This is a genomic window from Stenotrophomonas sp. SAU14A_NAIMI4_8, assembly GCF_003086695.1.
Lineage (GTDB): Bacteria > Pseudomonadota > Gammaproteobacteria > Xanthomonadales > Xanthomonadaceae > Stenotrophomonas.
In genome coordinates, this window is the sequence record NZ_CP025999.1 from 1,050,984 (window position 1) to 1,066,880 (window position 15,897).

Below are 15,897 nucleotides of genomic sequence, written 5' to 3' on the forward strand. Positions count from 1 at the left end.
ATGGCAACCAAAGACGCACAGATCGCCGACCTGCAATCGGCACAGCAAGAAGATGGCATCGCGACTGTAGCGCCGACCTTGGTGGCCCCTAAGGCTCCCGTGGCCCAGGATGACCCCGACAAACGGGGCTTCCTGGCGCTGTGGCGCGACACCGATTCGATGGGCAATTCCGCAGCGCGCTGGGCGGTTGTGAGCCAGATGCCGGAGGACGAGACGTTTAGCGTCGAGCTTTCCGTGCCGAAGGCGGAGTGGAATCAGCTCACCGCCGGCCTCACCGACAGCGCAAAAGAAGAACTGGCCTACCAAGCCTCTAGCCGAGAGAAGCTGTACTTCCTGGCGGATGAGGCTCATCGCCAGATGAAGAACGAAGAAGAGCTGGCCGCCTACGGCGGTTGGGGCATTGCCGGCCGCATGGGCATGGGCGTTGTAGACCCGGGAATGCTGCTGATCGGGATGAGCACTGGCGGCGCCGGTTACGCTACGAAGGTGGCGCAGCTCGGTGACGCGGTGAAGATCGTGGACTCTGTTGTAACGGCGAAGACTGCGCTCGCTGCCGTCGATGCCGCCAAGGCTGGGACGGCCACGCGCTACATCGCAGGCCTCGCAGGCAGTGGTGTCGAGAACGCGATCATCCAGTCCGCTCTGCAGCAGGGCGATGTGACCAAGGACGGCACCGACGTGGCGATTGCCGCGTTCGCAGGCATGGCGTTGCATGGCGCCATCAGCGGCGTTCATACGCGCGCCGAGGTGGGCAAGCTCACCCAGCTTTCCGCCGAGGCAAGCAATCAGCTCAAGCTGCATCAGCTGGCTGAATCCATCGTCGAGCAGCGCGGCGCAATCGTCGCTTCCCTGGCCGGTGGAGAGGCTGCGGCGCGGATGGCATCTGGCGTGGTAGATGGGCGCACTGCCGACTTCCTGACGAGCCACAACGGCGACATCGCCAACTACGCCGACTTCCGCCGTACGCTCGAATCAGGCGGGCGAGCAGACGCCGCTTCTTCGACGTCGAGCGCAACTGGCGCTGATCAGTTCATCGCCAAGACGTGGAAGGCGGTGGTCGCCCAGGCCAAGCCCGCGTGGGCCGATGGCTTGTCGGAAGAAGACCTGCTGAAGCTCCGCACTGAACCGGCCAAGTCCGCCGAGATGGCGAACTTCCTGGATAGCCAGAACAGCCAAGCGCTGGAGAAGGCTGGCGTACCGGTCAACGTGTTCAACCTGTACGCTGCGCATCACTTCGGGCCGCAGCGCGCCATCAAGTTTGCGAAGGCTGAAGCCGATGCACTGATGGAAGACCTGTTGCCCAAGGGCGTGCTCGACGCCAATCCCTACCTCAAGGGGAAGACGAAGGGCGAGGTCGTAACGAACTGGACGGAGCGAGCACGGAAGGGTGGCGTGGACATCGACACGATGATCCGTCGTACCGGCCTAGGCACGGCCGAACAGTACCGCGCCAGCGCCTTGGCCGACTTCGACGCCGACGGCGCTGACGTACGTATGCGTGAATACCTCGCAGACGAAGGCCGCCTGTCCGCGCTGGACTTCGAGGCGGGAACCGCGCTGAAGAACGGCGAGGCCCGCGCTCTCGAACGCGCATTGGACCGCGACGCGGCGTCGCTGCGGGACAACCACGGCACGCCCTTGGGGCAGGCCCGTGCTGAGCTGAACGCCCTGCAGGCGAAAGTGCAGGCGCTGGCAGAGGGCCGCGAAGGGGCGCTTGAGCGGTTGCTCGCAGAGGACCGCCTGAAGCTGGGCGACGACCTCGCTGAGAGCAAGCAATACTCGAAGCTCCGGGCTGGCGTCGTTGATCGGCAGATTGCCGAGCAGACCGGACCTCTCAAGTCCAAGCTGGCCGACCTGCAGGGCAAGTACGACGCCCTGCGGCGCACCACCGAGAAGACGAAGGCAGACCGTGAGGCCTCCCTCAAGATGCATCAGGGAGCCGTCGTGGCACGCGGGGAGGCCAAGCGCATCCGCGCCCAACAGGCCGACCGTGAGGAGCTTCGGGAGGCCCTAGGTCTCCATGCACGGCGCGAAGGGCTCCGCGAGGAGCACCGGCAGGTTGCCCCGATGCGCGAGAAACTGGATCGCTTGGAGGAGTTCGATGCCGCCAAGGCGAACACGGACGCGGTGATTGCGGGGCAGGCATCGTTCGGTAAGGACACCCTGTCCGCTGCGAAGGTGCTCGGCTACTCAGACGAGATGTTCCCGACAGCGGTCGGTTCCGGCGAGAAGCTGCCGCAGATGAAGATGGCGGGGGCACTCCGCCTTGCCAACAAGGGCACCTTCAGTGGCGTCCTGCGCGGCAGCGAAGTAGAGGCCGTCCGGGACAACTTCGGGCGCTTGGTGGGGAATGAGTTCGGCCACGTTGACGGCACGGCCGTTGATCGAGGCGCGAGCGAAATTGCCTCCCTGCTGACGAAGCGCTTCGTGGGCCACTTCAACACCGCCGTCAAGGCTCACTACGGCCCCTGGCTGAAGGAGCAGGGCATTCCGTCTTGGCGCTACTACGACCGGGGCGTCCGCGCCCAGTTTATGACGGACGTGGGCATGCATATCCGAGGCGGGGAGGTGGGGTCACCCGCAGTGGAGGCGATGGCCGGGCGTGTCCGCAAGCTGTTCGCGGATATGCTGAAGGAGGCTAAGGAAGCCGGGGTGCAGGGCTTCGACTCAGTCGAGGTCAACGACAGGTATCTGCCGCGCATCTTCGACTTCCACCGGTTCCACGACTTGGAGCTGAAGCATGGCACCGACCAGCTCGCGAAGCTGATCAGCCACGGCATGCGGGAGGTCAATCCTGAGCTGGACGAGAAGATCGCCGACAGGCTCGGCGCACACTACATCCAACGGATGCGAGAGCTGCGCGTGGGTAATGACCCGGGCATCCTGGCAGGCATGACCTTCGATGACATCGCGTACCTGCGGTCGTTCCTGAAGGAAGCCGGCATCGACGGCGAGGAGCTGGAAGAGGTCGTCGCCAAGTTCGCCAAGGCGAAGACCGGGAAGGAGGCCGGCACGGGTGAGGGCGGGTTCCGCAACGCAAAGCGCCGGGCGAAGTTCGACGAGAGCTTCAGCATGGAACTGCGCGACAGCGTCGCCAACGACGGATCGACCGTTAGGGTCTCCATCAGTGACCTCCTCGACAGTAACGTGGAGACGCTCCTGGGGCGCTACACGCGAACCATGACGGGCAACACGGCGCTGGCGAAGATCGGCATCAAGAGCAACGCCGACTGGATCGACCGGGTGAAGGCCGTGACCAACGCCCTGGAAGGGCACCCTGACCGGGATACCATCCTGAAGAAGGGTCAAGCGGCCTACGACATCGTGGCTGGCCGTCCGTTGGAAGAGGCCGGGTTCTGGCAGGAGATGATGCGCACCACGCGCGACCTGACCTATGCAACTCAGATGGAGAACGCCGGTCTCGCCAACGTACCCGACCTCGCGTCGCTGCTGGCCTGGGGCAACCTCAGGTACACCTTCCGAAACATCATGCACCTCCCTTCGATGTTCGCTCGGGATGCCGATGGCCGCCTGAAGGACGCGACCATGCGTGAGCAGGAAGAGTGGCTGGGCATCGGCACAGACTACCTCAACAACACCGTGTTCTCGTCCTACGACGTGGCGGCCGAGGCTGTGATCCCCAACGCCGGTCTCCGGACCTTGGCTAAGGCTGGCTCGGCGGTTTCCCATGGCGCTCGTGTGACGGGGCGTGCGGTGACCGTGGGTTCCGGTATGGCCGGACTCAACGCATTTGCCCAACGCGCTGCCGCCCAGAACATCCTGCACCGACTCAAGGACGACTTCTTCGGTCGTGGCGAGTTCAACAAGGTGCGTATGGCCGCGCTGGGCATCGACGATGAGATGGGAAAGCGCATCGCCAAGGAGATGAAGGCGCACACGGAATGGGCCGAAGGTGAGCTGGGCGGGAAGATTCGCAAGGTGAACTGGGCTGACTGGAAGGATCTGGAGGCCCGCGACCGGCTGCTGTATGCCGTCAACAAGGAAGCCCGCAAGAACATCCAGGAAGAAGACCTCGGTGACACCTTCCTCTGGCAGCACTCGGGCCTGGGCAAGTTCCTGTCGCAGTTCCGGCGCTTCAGCATCACCGCGTACAGCAAGCAGTTCCTGCGCTCGCTCAACGAACGGGACGCGGAGGCCCTGACGCGCAACGCACTCCAGGTCATCCTGGCCGGCGCCGCGTACTGGACCAAGCAGGAGCTGCAGCTGCAAGGCATGCAGGCCGCAGGGGTGGAGCAGGCAAAGCTGGAGAAGTTCCAGAAGGACACCATGAGCGGTTCTCAGATCGCTCGTGCAGCGCTGCGCAATGCAGGCTTCATGTTCCTCCTGCCCGACGCAGTGGATTCCACCGTCGGCCGCGCTACCGGCAACCCGCTGTTCGACTTCCGCAACTCCGGCAACAGCTCCGACCTGATCGGTGGCGTGCCGGGCGTGGCACTCGTGAACAACATCGGCACGGCTGCGTCAGGCGTAACCCAAGCCATCCTTCGGGGTGACCGTCAGTACAAGCAGAAAGACCTCAAGGCGCTCCAGGCGCTGATCCCCTTCGGTAACCACCTCGCGGTGGCGCCGGTGTTCCAGAGCATCGCTCAGGATCTGCCGACGACCGACGAAGACGACGACCCGGACTCCACCAAGTGGTCCTGGCAGTAACCACAAGAGGCCCTTCGGGGCCTCTTCTCTTTTGGACTCCCAATGACGTCACGCATCGCCATCGCCATTGAGGCGACCGATTCCCAATTCTCGGTTCCGTTCCCCTATATCAGTCAGCGCCACGTCATCGTCGCGTTCAACCGCCTCGTCAAGAAGGCTGGTATCGACTACTACTGGAAGGACGCAGCCAACATCGAGTTCTTCACTGCGCCCGGAAAGGGCGTCCTGGAGGTGATCCGTAACACGCCCACTGAAGAGGCGCTGGTCACTTTCCACAATGGCTCCCAGCTCACGCAGGAGGAGCTGAACATGGCCGTCCTCCAGTCGCTCTATTCGACGCAGGAGATGAAGGACTACTACCAAGCTCTGATCGACGGCACGCTCGACGCGCTGGTCCTGCAGAGCGGCGCCCCAACCGCTGGGCCGGTCATCGACAAGGTCATCCAGAAGATCCTGGAGAGCGAGGAGCTGAAGGAACTGCAGGGGCGCATCGTCAGCATTGACGACACTGCTGCCGCTCTGCTGGGCGTGCGCCTACAGCTCAGCCGCTTCGCCGAGGTTCTGGACGCGTTCGCGGAACTGGACGGCGTCGAGACAGGAACCTTCCTGCGGAACCTGCAGAAGCAGGTCGTAGATGGTGACAAGGCGGTCGCGGAGCAGCTGGCGCTTATTGGCGCGAAGTCCGGCGACGGCAAGGCATGGGTGCTCAACACAGACACTGTGCAGGTCGAGCCGGGTAGGTCGCTGGCGGATGCCTTCACCTCCCTGGAGTCGTCCATCGAGACGGCCACAAGTAGCCTCAAGGCTACCTTCGACCAACAGGTGACGACGCTCACCACGGCTGACTCCGCCAATGCCATTGCGATCACGCAGCTGGGCACGAAGGTGGACGACAACAGCTCCCAGATTCAGCAGACGATGCAGACCGTCAACGGCCTCAGTGCGAACTACATGCTGAAGACCGATGTGAACGGCTACGTCGCGGGTTTCGGGCTCTGGAACAACGGCGCAACTTCGACGTTCAACATCCTGGCCGACCGATTCGCAATCGTGTCGCCGGGATACCCCGGTGTGGTGCCGTTTGCTGTGGACGCCAACGGCGTCTACATGAACAACGCATACATCCGCAACCTAAGCGTGGACAAGATCAGTGGCGGTGCGATCCGCAGCGAGTGGGCTTTGAACAGCTCCTCGGGTCGAATCGTTCTGGACACGGGCGCGTTCATGAAGGTCATCGGCGTGGGCTTCGGCGAGAACGGTGACCTCATCGAATGGTTCGGTCCGAAGATCCCTATCTCCCAATGCACGCGTGCAAACGCCACCACATACGTTGCGACGGATGGTAGCGCGTACTTCGGGGGCACGCTCAGTGCTGGCGTCATCTACAACGCAGCGAACTCGACCAGCATCGCGGGTGACACCTACGTGGTCATCGGTCCCTTCGCTTCCAACGGTCGGCCTAAGACTGTGGTCGTATCGTACTCGCGCTCAATCACCCAGCGTTCCAACGCGATGGGCCGGGACGGCTTCACCGGGGGCGGAACGAACTACGCGACCGTGACCCTGTATCGAGTCTTGAACGGCGGCGGAGAAGTCGCAGTTGCCTCCCAGCAGTTCTCGGGCGGGTGGCGAATCGAGAACGAGTTCGACGCACCCGACTACGCCTACGGAAGCATTGGCGGCAGCTTCACCTTCGTCGATACGACTGGGGCCACCAACAACATGAGCTACGTGGCTCGCCTGTCGAACGTATCGATCAACAACCCCACGGCTTCCGTGGTCAACAGCGTCGTCACCACGGCGAAGCTGAGTGTCGTTTCTACGGAGCAATGATGACTACTGAACAGCCTTCGCAGGCGCAGCTCGCGCAACAGATGTCCGATCTGCTGACGCGCTTCCAGACGTTCACCAAGCAACAAAAGGAATGGCTCGCAGGTACTCCGTCCGGTGGACCTGAGGGTGACGGCAGGTATCCCCTGACGGACTACCTGGGGACCACCTATCTCGTCCCATGCCCGGCACTTGATAGTGCCCGGGTGAAGGGTGAGGTGGACTCGGCCAAGGACTACGCTGCGCAGGCCTCGGCTGCCATGGCGTCTTCGCAGACCTTTCTGACCCAATCCTCTTTGGCGAGGGACTTGGCGAATGACTTCGCTCAGGCAGCGTTGGCCTCCAGGGATCTTTCGCAGATGTACGCTGATCAGGCCGGCACGCACGCGGCAAACGCGCGCGCGTACGCCCAGGATGCTGCTGCATCTGCGGAGCTGGCGAAGGTGGACCTCCAAGCGCTGGCCGATTCCGTGGCAGGCGCCTCGGCGTCCGCCCAGGCCTCCGCGAACAGTGCCGCCTCCGCATCTGCCAGTGAGGCTCACGCCGCGACTAGCGCCGCCGCCGCCGCGACGTCAGCTGCCCAAGCAGACACATTCAACCCCGCCAACTTCGCTCCAATCGGAGGCGTGAATGATGGCTTCAGGATCGGTGGCGTAGCCGTTGTTGGCGGCGGAAGCACAATCGTTCAAGCGCCTTCGGCTACCGGCAACGCCCACCTATGGCTCGCTGATTCCACAAACAAGAGCCGCGTGTTGTTCGTTTGGGACAACGCGAGCGACCTCGCCACCATCCGTAAGTACGATGCAGGCGGGAACTACAAAGATGTCTCTGTCGATAACGACGGGTCTATCACTGTTCCTGGGGCGGGCAACTTTGGTAGCCAGCTCTATTCCGCGCATCAGTACCCACTGATCGAGTTCCGTCAGCCTGGAACTCCGACGTCACAAGGTGAAGGCTTCGTGGGTTCATGGGGTGGGCAGACGCTGATTCGCAGCTGGCCCTCCGGGATCGACCACTCGAAGTTCCTGGAGCTTTCAGTAGGTCAGCAGCTCGGCAGCATGCGTCTGCTCGATCACGGCGGCAATGTCTATTTCAAGGCCGATAACCAGGGTGCCGCCACCGTCAGTGGCCCTGCCGCTGCGTGGAACTTCATCGCGCGCGATGGGCTGGGGACGTGGTCCGCCTACGCAGTCGGCAACCGCTACCGAATCTGGAATAGTCAGTCCGGTGACGTGCTTTCGGTTGGGGCTGGTGGTGACGCGTACATCGGCATGGGTGGCGGCGGCTCCTTGCAGATCGGCGACGACGCGTTGATTCGCGACGTGAACGTTGCGCATACGCTCGGTCTGCGCAGTACATCCAACGGCAACGTAGGGTTTCTGCAGTTCGGCACGGGTCCGGGGTTCGGCTACGACGGATACAACCTGCTCTGGAACGGGCGGCCTGTCGGGCCGAGCGTCAACGTCGGCACGGATGACATCAGCGCCGTTCCTGGCGGGCATTACATCTGCAACATGCCGGGAGGAACCACGCACAACACGCCGACGGGTGGCTGGACCACCATGATGAACGCGATCAACTTCGATAACACCTGGGGTTTCCAACTGTCGCACGGCTGGTTCGAGGACGACCTGTGGTATCGCCGTAAGTACAACGGCGGCTACGACCAACCCTGGCGAAAGCTCTGGCACTCAGGAAACCTCGTGGTCTCTTCCGGCGACCCTGGCGCAGCCGACGGTCGCATCTGGATTCAAATCTAAGGAACAACTATGAAGCTCAAGCTCAAGACCATCGCATCCAACGTGAGCGATGTGACCAAGCCCGAGGACCGCACCCATGCACTCACCTTCGCGTCGGTCGAAGTGGCCGCTGTGGGCGTCGGGCTGTACGGGCAGAACACCTTGGTGATCACCGTGACGGCCGAAGAGGCTGCGCAGTACGTCATCGGTGCTTCGTACAACGTTGCGCTGACGCCGGACGGCTAAGCGCATGCCTCTATACGGTTCTTCCGGTGGGGGCTGGTATATCCCGAAGTCGATGCGTTACGGCGGATCGGCCGTGAAGAGCGTTCGCGTCGCCATCGGTGGCGCATGGCGCACTGTGTGGGCAACCTTTTCGGCCACTGCGCAAGGTGGCTCGTTCGGGCGCAACAACGGGAACTCCAACGTTCCGCGAACCATCGCCACTGCCGTAGGAGTAACCGCGCTTCCCGTGGGGGGCTCAGGCAACTACTCCTACAGCTGGACCATTACGGGTAGCTCAGGTGTAACCGCAGTCTCCTTGAGCAACTCAGGTTCCCAAGGGGCGACGGTGAACGCAACTTGCAGCATCAACACCCGAGGCTCCGTCAATGTCCAGTGCGTCGTGACTGACGTGGGCCTGGGCCTGTCCACCGTTGTATCCACAAGCACCTCTTACAACTACTACAGCACGGTCTAAGCAGGCCGAGGAGCCTCATCATGGAAATCGCAATTGCCATTGTCGTCGTCGTCGCGTTCGCGGCGGTAGTCACCATCGCCCGCCGTCGCTCGGAGGCCAAGGCCAGCTCTGTCGGTTCGCCGACCGGCAGCGGCGGCTCGATCAAGCGGCCGGGCACCAAGACCCAGGCGAAGTAATCCCTGAGGGCACCTTCGGGTGCCCTTCCTCCACCAGGACGACACACAATGAACCTGACGGCCTCTGCAGTGATCCCCAAGATCCTGATCGGCGTCGTAACCGCAGGGGCTCTCTGGGCCACTTCGACCCTCGTTGAGGGTAAGACCACCAACGCCCTGCAGGACGCCCAGTTGGCGCGTCACGAGCAGACCCTGCTGAAGATCGACTCCCTGAGCGAGCAGCTCACCGAGACCAATAAGAACCTGGCTGTGTTCCAGGAGCAGCTCAAGGAGGTGCGCAATGAGCCGCGCCAGTGAAGAAGCCGCTGATGCCCTGCATGCTCTGACCTTCGAGGTGATCCAGCAGGAGATTCAGGGCTACCGTGACCGCAACGAGCCGGTGCCTCCCGCCCTCATCGGGCAGGCCATCAAGATCCTGAAGGACAACGGCATCGAGTCGCCAGTGCGAGCGCAGAAGGCGCACGACGCCATGGCCCCGCACCTCCCTGACTTCGGTCCGGAGGATGCCCACTCCGGCGTGCCCCACTGATCAGAAGCGCGCTTCCGCAGCTTTGCAGTTCGCTTGATAAATCACGCGGCTGCTCTCCCGATCTTCGAGGAGCATGTCGCCGGTATAGCGTTCAAGCGTGAGGAAGCGCACGCCTCCGTCCTTGGAAACAAGCTGCCCGGTGTAGCGATCCGGGGCGAGAGTCAGCGAGCCCGCGACCCAGCCAATGTCTGAGGGCATGCGCGCCTGCGTCTTCGCGGCGTCAAGCGTTATCGTGACCTCGATCTGCATCGGCCCGTCTGTCTTCGTGTAGAAGACGCCCTTGCACACCAACGCCGATGCTTCGGCGCTCCCCGCTGCAGCAAGGGCCATCAGCCCGCCCAGTACGTACTTCATATCCGCTCCCCTAGTGGAGCGCGAAGTCTAGCCTGATCGGGCCGCCCTGGGCTTCCTCTTGGCCCTCTCCGCCGCCCCTACGGGGCCGCCTCCGAGGGCCTGCTCCATCCGTACCTCCCTGCCGCTGCGCGCGCCCCTTGGGCACGCCTGGGGGCCTCTGCGGGCAAATGTATCCGTGAGCGAATCTAAATCCTATCCCGAATGGGTGACCTGCGAGACCGAGCGTCGGATGTTCGACGACTTCCGCGTCTTCCTGTTCGTCCTGTGGAAGCACCTGAAGCTACCTCCGCCGACCAAGCGCCAGTACGCCATCGCCCAGTACGTGGCGACCGGACCACGGCGCCGAATGATCCAAGCATGGCGCGGTGCGGCGAAGACCTGGATCACCTGTGCGTACGCCCTATGGCGTCTCTACAGGAACCCGAACGAGCGCATCAAGATCGTCTCGGCCAACGAAGACAAGGCCATCGAGAATGCCGTCTTCATCAAGCGCCTGATCCACGAGGTGAGCCACCTCCAGTTCCTGAAGGCGAAGGGCAGTCAGCGCGACGCGACCCAGGCCTTCGATGTCGGCCCCTCCGACGCCGCAGTGACCCCGTCGGTCTCCTGCGTGGGCATCACCGGCCAGCTCACTGGCGGCCGTGCAACCATCCTCATCTCCGACGACGTCGAGGTGCCGAAGAACTCCCTGACCGAGGCGATGCGCGAGCGTCTGGCCGAGCTGATCAAGGAGTACGACGCGCTGGTGGTGCCTGAGGGCTTCGACATCATCTACCTGGGTACACCCCAGACTGAGCAGTCGATCTACAAGAAGGTCCGCGAGCGCGGCTACGCGTGTCGCATCTGGCCTGTCCGCTACCCCATCGACCCGAACAAGTACGACGGTGCCCTGTGCCCCGAACTGCTGGCCGAGCTGCTGGGCGATCCGTCGCTTGCCGGCCGGACCGTGGAGCCCTCACGGTTCACCGATATGGACCTTGCGGAACGTGAGGCGTCCTATGGTCGCTCCGGCTTCGCCCTGCAGTTCATGCTCGATACGTCGCTGGCGGATGCTGACCGCTACCCGCTGAAGACCTCTGACCTGATCGTCACCGACATCGACAACGACGTCGCCCCGGTCAAGCTCGTGTGGGCCAGTGGTCCGCAGCAGTGCTACGGCGATGACATCCCCAACCTGGGCTTCACCGGGGACCGGATGTACCGCCCGATGAACACCTCAGACGTCTTCAAGGAATACCAAGGGCGCCTGCTGGTGATCGACCCCTCGGGCCGAGGCGGAGACGAGACCGCATGGGTGGTGCTGTACCTGCTGGAGGGCAACCTGTTCCTGAAGGCCTGGGGTGGATTCCGGTCCGGCTACGACAAGGCATGCCTGGACGGACTGGCCCTCACTGCCAAGCAGTACCGGGTGAACCATGTGCTCATCGAGAGCAACTTCGGTGACGGCATGTTCGCCGCCCTGCTGGAGCCGGTGATGTCCCGCGTGTACCCCTGCACCCTTGAGGAGGTCCGAGCGACCGGCCAGAAGGAGCGCCGGATCATCGATGACCTGGAACCCGTGCTCAATCAGCACCGCCTGATCGTGGATGCCCGCGCTGCCAAGGCTGATGCCGAGGCCTGCAAGGGTGATGAGAAGGAACAGAAGTACAGCCTGCTGTATCAGCTCACACGCGTCACCAAGGATCGCGGGTGCCTGCGCCATGACGACCGCCTGGACGCGCTTGCACACGGCGTGAGGTGGTTCCTGACGAGCCTGAGGGTGGACGCTGAGACCCAGGAGCGGGAGCACCTGAAGAAGCTGGACGAGGCCCGATGGGCAGGGTTCTTCTCGCGGAGGGCTGAGGCCTCGTCTGCGAGCACCAGCAACTTTGCCCGGTCCAGGCACCGCTGACGGAGAGAGTAGGGCAGGGGATCATTGATCGGTCCCCTGCCTCTCCTGAGGTCCACCTGTGTGGTCCTGATGTGGTGCGGGACAAGGGAGTCGAACCCTCACGCCAAAGGCGACGGCACCTAAAACCGTTGCGTCTACCAATTCCGCCAATCCCGCAGTGCCCGGCAAGTGTACCTGAGGAGCGCCTCGCTTAGACGCGGAGGCGCTCCTCTACCGGTTAGCCCTTCAGCTTGTCGCCTGTTGGGATCGCGTGATCGAAGCAAACGACTGGCTGGCGCTCCGGTGGGTGTTCAATCTGCTTCTGTTGGGCGGCGGGCGGTGGCGGGGCAGGTGGCGCATCCTTCTCTTCTTGGCTCATAAGATCACCTTTTGGATTAAGTAGTTGGACCTTAACAGGCTTCTCATCCGCGCCCAGTGTAACCCCTAGATACGGGAGGCCAGTAAGAGCAAACCCGATAAGACTGCCGGCCAATAGCCGGTTTGCCCAATATATCCATTTGTTCTTGCGTTGGTTCTCAGTGCTGTTGTGCCCGGCCGCATTGGCATAGAGCCTGTCCATCCTTACGTAGAAGGCCGTTAACGCCTTCCCTGCTGTGACCTCTAGGGCTTCGTCGGGTTCGGCTACCCCCTGATACTGCTTCTCGTAGTGCTGCCGGTCCTCAAGCAGCGTGCGCATGTCGGTGGCGTGGTGATACTCGTACCCGAATACAGCCAGAGCGAGACACACCAACGTGCCGACTAGCGCTGCACCAGTGAGGAGCGCGCCTGCGATGAGTAGGTGGTTACTTACACTGCATTCGCCAGTAATGGCCTTCGACATCGCATAGAGGCCGCCAATCAGTAGGGTCGTTGCACCGATCTGAAGCGAGAGACCAGCGTTCAGCGTCTCCTTGCGTTGCAGCTCCCAAAAGTGATGATCCTTGAATGTGCTATCCCGTTCCATTAGGTCGTTCCAGTTCGCATCGCCGGAGGATACGCCAGCAACCTCGCTGAATCAGCCGTTTCTGGGGAAAAATCCGAAGGGGTCTCGATAGATCGGACCGCGCCAAATCCCCCCTGGCCCCCGGCGTTGGAACGCGTTCGCCCTGGCCTCCTTCCGCCGTCCTGAGGGCACCTGCAGGGGCCTGGATGGCACACATCGGGCACACATGCGGCGTAAGTGATTGATGGGCAAGGGCAGTGCATTGGATAGCGCATCCTGTGAGGCACACATGGGGCATGCCTGAGGTGGCCTGAGGGGCTGCATAGGGCAGGGCATGGGGATGCCTCAGGTGCCGCAGATTCCCGCGCCCTCTCGCCCCTATCTGTCTTTTTCGACCCGGCCACCCACGCCCACCTGAGGCCCACTCAATGCCCGCCTGCGGCATGCATGAGGACACGGGGACCGCTTGCCCCTGAGGACCAACGCTAGGCCGCCTGAGGATCGCTGAGGGGCGCACCTGAGGGCAGGGCGCTGTATCGCTGCGGCTCACACCTGAGGACGCCTGAGGGTTCCTGAGGTGCGTTCGCGCGGGCCTATATGAGATGGGGCAGCGCAGAGCAGGCATGCACCCGTCGAAAACTGCGCAAGTGTTGGGGCAGTAGGGCTGCGGCCCTGTCCGGACGTCCTAAATGCGCACCGCGAAACATCCTGTGTAGGATGCAAATCAATCACTTACGAAATATCCGTTGACGGAGATGCATCCGCAATGGGATGATTCTCTCACCGGCGGCGCTGAGGCCAACGGGACAGGGGTTCAGCCCCACCGCTCTTTCCCAACATAGCGCCACCCACCCGCAAGGCTTGGGGATGCACCTTCGCAAGAGGGTGCATCAACGAACCCACCGGAGTAACACCGCATGAAGCCTGTTGAGGATATCAAGCGCGGCGAGTTTGTCCGCAAGGTCAACAACGACGGCAGCGAGCAAGCCCGCACCTACCAGCGCGGCGACTACTGCCCCAGTACCAAGCGCTACGCATTGATCGACTGCGACAACGTAAGCCGGGAGGTCTACGTGAAGCGCGGAACGATCCTGTCCACCGAGTTCACCTACTGAGGAATGAGCATGGCACACGACACCTACTTGACCGCTGCCGACGGCACCGTGATTCAGTACGGCCCACGCCGCGAGGACCACGACGGCGAAATGCTCGCCTGCGATCCGCTGGATAAGGGCGCAGTGTGGAGCGTCTACGTGATGCCCAAGGACACCATCGGTTTCACCTGGGTGGCCGACTGCGACAACCTGATGATTGCGGGCTTGCTCGCCAACGCCCTGAAGGATTACCACTCGTGATTCCTGTATTCGCCGCCTGCTGCTTGTCGGGCTACCTCATTGGCCGCGCTGTGGCCCGTCGTTTTCTCTAATACATCAGTCAAAGGATATGCATCCCATGAGCGAACAAATTGCAACGCTGAGCGCCCCAAAGGACAACGGAAAGAACCTCGGCGGGGATAAAGAGACCGTCGAGACGTTCAACCTCGTAGTGCGGAACAAAGTCGGCGAGATGTTCACCGCTGTAACCCTGAGGCTCTACATGGGCAGGTCTCGCGGAGCATCGACGGTCTACGCGTCTATCTGGGTCGGCGGCCAGTACAGCAGCGGCGCCTCCTACTACACCGCAGGGCACGGGCAGGCGGGCGGCTACGGCTACTGCAAGCGGTCGTCGGCTGCTGCGGCCGCGATCCAAAGTGCGGGCATTGGCTTGCACAAGTCCATTGCCGGTGTCGGCCACCGAGCGATTGAGGACGCATTGCGTGCCATCGGCACGGCCATGGGCTACTCCGAAATGCTGCTGGTGAACAACTGAGGTTGCCAGTCGGTGCGCCTTCCATGAGGGCGCATCCGCTGACCACCACGGGGACACCCTATGCACGACACCGCTGACTACATCGACGCCCATCGCTGGATTCTGGAGAACGCCCAATGATCACTGCCTACGCCGTCACCTACACCACGCGCGCCGGTAGTCCCAACACCTGCCATGTGGCCGCATCCACTGAGGAGGACGCCAAGCGGGCAATTCGTTGGCTCGCGCCGGGGGCAATCATCACCCGCGTCGAACCCATTGAGTGATTCCGCTGTGTCCACCTTTCGCCCTGGCATTGAGGCGGACACCCCGGAACCACTTCACCCACCACGCGCCAAGGGCGCAGTACACTGAGGACACCCGATGACACCCCGAGCTAAGTCGATGGACGCCCAAAAGGTAGACGCCGAAATTGCCAAGCTGATCGCCGAAACGTCGAAGATCAACGCGGAATCGCGTTGGTATCCGTTCGTCGTCGGCGCGGCCTTCTTCGGCGCCGCTGCGGCCTTCACCAAGCTGTTCCTGTAACGCCCTAGCGGCCCTGCCGCCACCCCTCTGAGCGCGGCCCTACGCGGCCCGCTCGCGGCCCCTGTGCCGCCACTCCCTACCCATCCCAAAGCGCCCGCCCGGTGCCCCTCAGGCGGCCCGGCGCTGCGCGTCTGTGCATCGGAGCCACACCATGAGCAACGAACCCGTGAGCCGCCAGCGCGACCCGCTGGACACCGCCTACCTGACCATCGGCGCCTATCAGGCCCTGAAGGCACTGAAGGACAAGCCCTATGACGACCTGACCTTGGCCGACGGTGAGTGCGGCCTGATCAGCGACATGCTGAGCGCCTGCGATGCGGCCTTGCGTGATGCTTGGGTGCGGACCGACGCGACTGCAGACGGCTGGACGGGCGGCTGCTGGGCGTACGACATCGCCGAGCCGCTGGGCATGTGGTGGGTGAACACCTACGCGGCCACGGGCCTGCCGCCGCTGCGCGCTGCAGTGGATGCCCGGCTGGCCGAGATGATCGAAGCGGAGGGGCGCTAATGGAACTGCGCACCTACGGCACCGCCCGCGTGTACCTGCACCGTCCTGACGCTTACCACGAGCCCCTCGTGCGGACCGAGGCGACCCCTGAGGACGCCGCCGCGTACGTCGAGCGCATGAATCGCAGCCTGAAGGCGGCCCGGCCATGACCCTCGCGAACCTGATCCTCGCCCTCTGGGC

At 63.0% G+C, this 15,897-nt stretch carries 17 protein-coding genes and 1 tRNA gene; 15 read left to right on the forward strand and 3 right to left on the reverse strand.

Going from position 1 to position 15,897, the window contains the following annotated elements:
• From C1930_RS04770 to C1930_RS04795, 7 genes are all read left to right on the forward strand, one after another.
• Window positions 1-4,671, forward strand: coding sequence for a hypothetical protein (locus C1930_RS04770; RefSeq protein ID WP_108771196.1), 4,671 nt, complete (start codon window positions 1-3; stop codon window positions 4,669-4,671).
• Window positions 4,672-4,713: 42 nt separating this feature from the next.
• A complete protein-coding gene (locus tag C1930_RS04775) occupies window positions 4,714-6,504 on the forward strand; it encodes a phage tail fiber protein (protein WP_108771197.1) in 1,791 nt (596 codons plus the stop codon).
• Window positions 6,504-8,261: a hypothetical protein gene (locus tag C1930_RS04780; protein WP_108771198.1), complete on the forward strand. Its 1,758-nt coding sequence runs from the start codon at window positions 6,504-6,506 to the stop codon at window positions 8,259-8,261. The genes C1930_RS04775 and C1930_RS04780 overlap by 1 nt, the downstream gene beginning before the upstream one ends.
• A gap of 9 nt (window positions 8,262-8,270) precedes the next feature.
• On the forward strand, window positions 8,271-8,486 hold the full coding sequence (locus C1930_RS04785) for a hypothetical protein (RefSeq protein WP_108771199.1): 216 nt from the start codon (window positions 8,271-8,273) through the stop codon (window positions 8,484-8,486).
• Window positions 8,487-8,960: 474 nt separating this feature from the next.
• Window positions 8,961-9,116, forward strand: coding sequence for a hypothetical protein (locus C1930_RS20145; protein ID WP_159093545.1), 156 nt, complete (start codon window positions 8,961-8,963; stop codon window positions 9,114-9,116).
• A gap of 48 nt (window positions 9,117-9,164) precedes the next feature.
• Window positions 9,165-9,413, forward strand: a complete 249-nt coding sequence (locus C1930_RS04790) for a hypothetical protein (protein WP_108771200.1) — start codon at window positions 9,165-9,167, stop codon at window positions 9,411-9,413.
• Window positions 9,397-9,645, forward strand: a complete 249-nt coding sequence (locus C1930_RS04795; protein WP_108771201.1) for a hypothetical protein — start codon at window positions 9,397-9,399, stop codon at window positions 9,643-9,645. Before C1930_RS04790 ends, C1930_RS04795 begins: the two co-directional genes overlap by 17 nt.
• On the opposite strand, the gene C1930_RS04800 is transcribed toward C1930_RS04795, so the two are convergent.
• Window positions 9,646-9,999, reverse strand: a complete 354-nt coding sequence (locus C1930_RS04800; protein WP_108771202.1) for a hypothetical protein — start codon at window positions 9,997-9,999, stop codon at window positions 9,646-9,648.
• A 229-nt stretch (window positions 10,000-10,228) separates the two neighbouring features.
• On the opposite strand from C1930_RS04800, the gene terL reads away from it, so the two are divergent.
• Window positions 10,229-11,890 (forward strand): phage terminase large subunit, encoded by a 1,662-nt coding sequence (gene terL, locus C1930_RS04805; RefSeq protein WP_159093547.1) that lies wholly within the window; start codon window positions 10,229-10,231, stop codon window positions 11,888-11,890.
• A gap of 72 nt (window positions 11,891-11,962) precedes the next feature.
• Here the strand turns inward: terL and C1930_RS04810 are convergent.
• A tRNA-Leu gene (locus C1930_RS04810) sits at window positions 11,963-12,046 on the reverse strand.
• A 61-nt stretch (window positions 12,047-12,107) separates the two neighbouring features.
• A complete protein-coding gene (locus tag C1930_RS04815) occupies window positions 12,108-12,833 on the reverse strand; it encodes a hypothetical protein (protein WP_108771203.1) in 726 nt (241 codons plus the stop codon).
• 896 nt (window positions 12,834-13,729) lie between these two features.
• Here C1930_RS04815 and C1930_RS04820 point away from each other — a divergent pair.
• The 7 genes from C1930_RS04820 (at window position 13,730) to C1930_RS20155 (ending at window position 15,866) form a co-directional block, all read left to right on the forward strand.
• A complete protein-coding gene (locus C1930_RS04820) occupies window positions 13,730-13,927 on the forward strand; it encodes a hypothetical protein (RefSeq protein WP_108771204.1) in 198 nt (65 codons plus the stop codon).
• Between the two features lie 9 nt (window positions 13,928-13,936).
• Complete coding sequence (locus C1930_RS04825) at window positions 13,937-14,167, forward strand: hypothetical protein (protein WP_159093549.1); 231 nt, start codon at window positions 13,937-13,939, stop codon at window positions 14,165-14,167.
• 97 nt (window positions 14,168-14,264) lie between these two features.
• Window positions 14,265-14,681: a hypothetical protein gene (locus C1930_RS04830; protein WP_108771206.1), complete on the forward strand. Its 417-nt coding sequence runs from the start codon at window positions 14,265-14,267 to the stop codon at window positions 14,679-14,681.
• A gap of 116 nt (window positions 14,682-14,797) precedes the next feature.
• On the forward strand, window positions 14,798-14,947 hold the full coding sequence (locus tag C1930_RS20150) for a hypothetical protein (RefSeq protein ID WP_159093551.1): 150 nt from the start codon (window positions 14,798-14,800) through the stop codon (window positions 14,945-14,947).
• 118 nt (window positions 14,948-15,065) lie between these two features.
• A complete protein-coding gene (locus C1930_RS20400) occupies window positions 15,066-15,209 on the forward strand; it encodes a hypothetical protein (protein WP_164114688.1) in 144 nt (47 codons plus the stop codon).
• Window positions 15,210-15,360: 151 nt separating this feature from the next.
• The gene (locus tag C1930_RS04835; protein WP_108771207.1) at window positions 15,361-15,717 is read left to right on the forward strand and encodes a hypothetical protein; all 357 of its coding nucleotides are present in this window, start codon (window positions 15,361-15,363) and stop codon (window positions 15,715-15,717) included.
• Window positions 15,717-15,866 (forward strand): hypothetical protein, encoded by a 150-nt coding sequence (locus C1930_RS20155; RefSeq protein WP_159093553.1) that lies wholly within the window; start codon window positions 15,717-15,719, stop codon window positions 15,864-15,866. Before C1930_RS04835 ends, C1930_RS20155 begins: the two co-directional genes overlap by 1 nt.
• Window positions 15,867-15,897: the final 31 nt, after the last annotated feature.

Excerpts from the sequence above, each read along its gene's own strand:
- C1930_RS04785 (WP_108771199.1), top strand. The coding sequence starts at position 8,271 with ATGAAGCTCAAGCTCAAGACCATCGCATCCAACGTGAGCGATGTGACC.
- C1930_RS04815 (WP_108771203.1), bottom strand. The coding sequence starts at position 12,833 with ATGGAACGGGATAGCACATTCAAGGATCATCACTTTTGGGAGCTGCAA.
- C1930_RS04830 (WP_108771206.1), top strand. The coding sequence starts at position 14,265 with ATGAGCGAACAAATTGCAACGCTGAGCGCCCCAAAGGACAACGGAAAG.
- C1930_RS20145 (WP_159093545.1), top strand. The coding sequence starts at position 8,961 with ATGGAAATCGCAATTGCCATTGTCGTCGTCGTCGCGTTCGCGGCGGTA.
- C1930_RS20400 (WP_164114688.1), top strand. The coding sequence starts at position 15,066 with ATGGACGCCCAAAAGGTAGACGCCGAAATTGCCAAGCTGATCGCCGAA.
- C1930_RS04820 (WP_108771204.1), top strand. The coding sequence starts at position 13,730 with ATGAAGCCTGTTGAGGATATCAAGCGCGGCGAGTTTGTCCGCAAGGTC.
- C1930_RS04835 (WP_108771207.1), top strand. The coding sequence starts at position 15,361 with ATGAGCAACGAACCCGTGAGCCGCCAGCGCGACCCGCTGGACACCGCC.
- C1930_RS04800 (WP_108771202.1), bottom strand. The coding sequence starts at position 9,999 with ATGAAGTACGTACTGGGCGGGCTGATGGCCCTTGCTGCAGCGGGGAGC.
- terL (WP_159093547.1), top strand. The coding sequence starts at position 10,229 with ATGTTCGACGACTTCCGCGTCTTCCTGTTCGTCCTGTGGAAGCACCTG.
- C1930_RS04775 (WP_108771197.1), top strand. The coding sequence starts at position 4,714 with ATGACGTCACGCATCGCCATCGCCATTGAGGCGACCGATTCCCAATTC.
- C1930_RS04790 (WP_108771200.1), top strand. The coding sequence starts at position 9,165 with ATGAACCTGACGGCCTCTGCAGTGATCCCCAAGATCCTGATCGGCGTC.
- C1930_RS04780 (WP_108771198.1), top strand. The coding sequence starts at position 6,504 with ATGACTACTGAACAGCCTTCGCAGGCGCAGCTCGCGCAACAGATGTCC.
- C1930_RS04795 (WP_108771201.1), top strand. The coding sequence starts at position 9,397 with ATGAGCCGCGCCAGTGAAGAAGCCGCTGATGCCCTGCATGCTCTGACC.
- C1930_RS20150 (WP_159093551.1), top strand. The coding sequence starts at position 14,798 with ATGATCACTGCCTACGCCGTCACCTACACCACGCGCGCCGGTAGTCCC.
- C1930_RS20155 (WP_159093553.1), top strand. The coding sequence starts at position 15,717 with ATGGAACTGCGCACCTACGGCACCGCCCGCGTGTACCTGCACCGTCCT.
- C1930_RS04770 (WP_108771196.1), top strand. The coding sequence starts at position 1 with ATGGCAACCAAAGACGCACAGATCGCCGACCTGCAATCGGCACAGCAA.
- C1930_RS04825 (WP_159093549.1), top strand. The coding sequence starts at position 13,937 with ATGGCACACGACACCTACTTGACCGCTGCCGACGGCACCGTGATTCAG.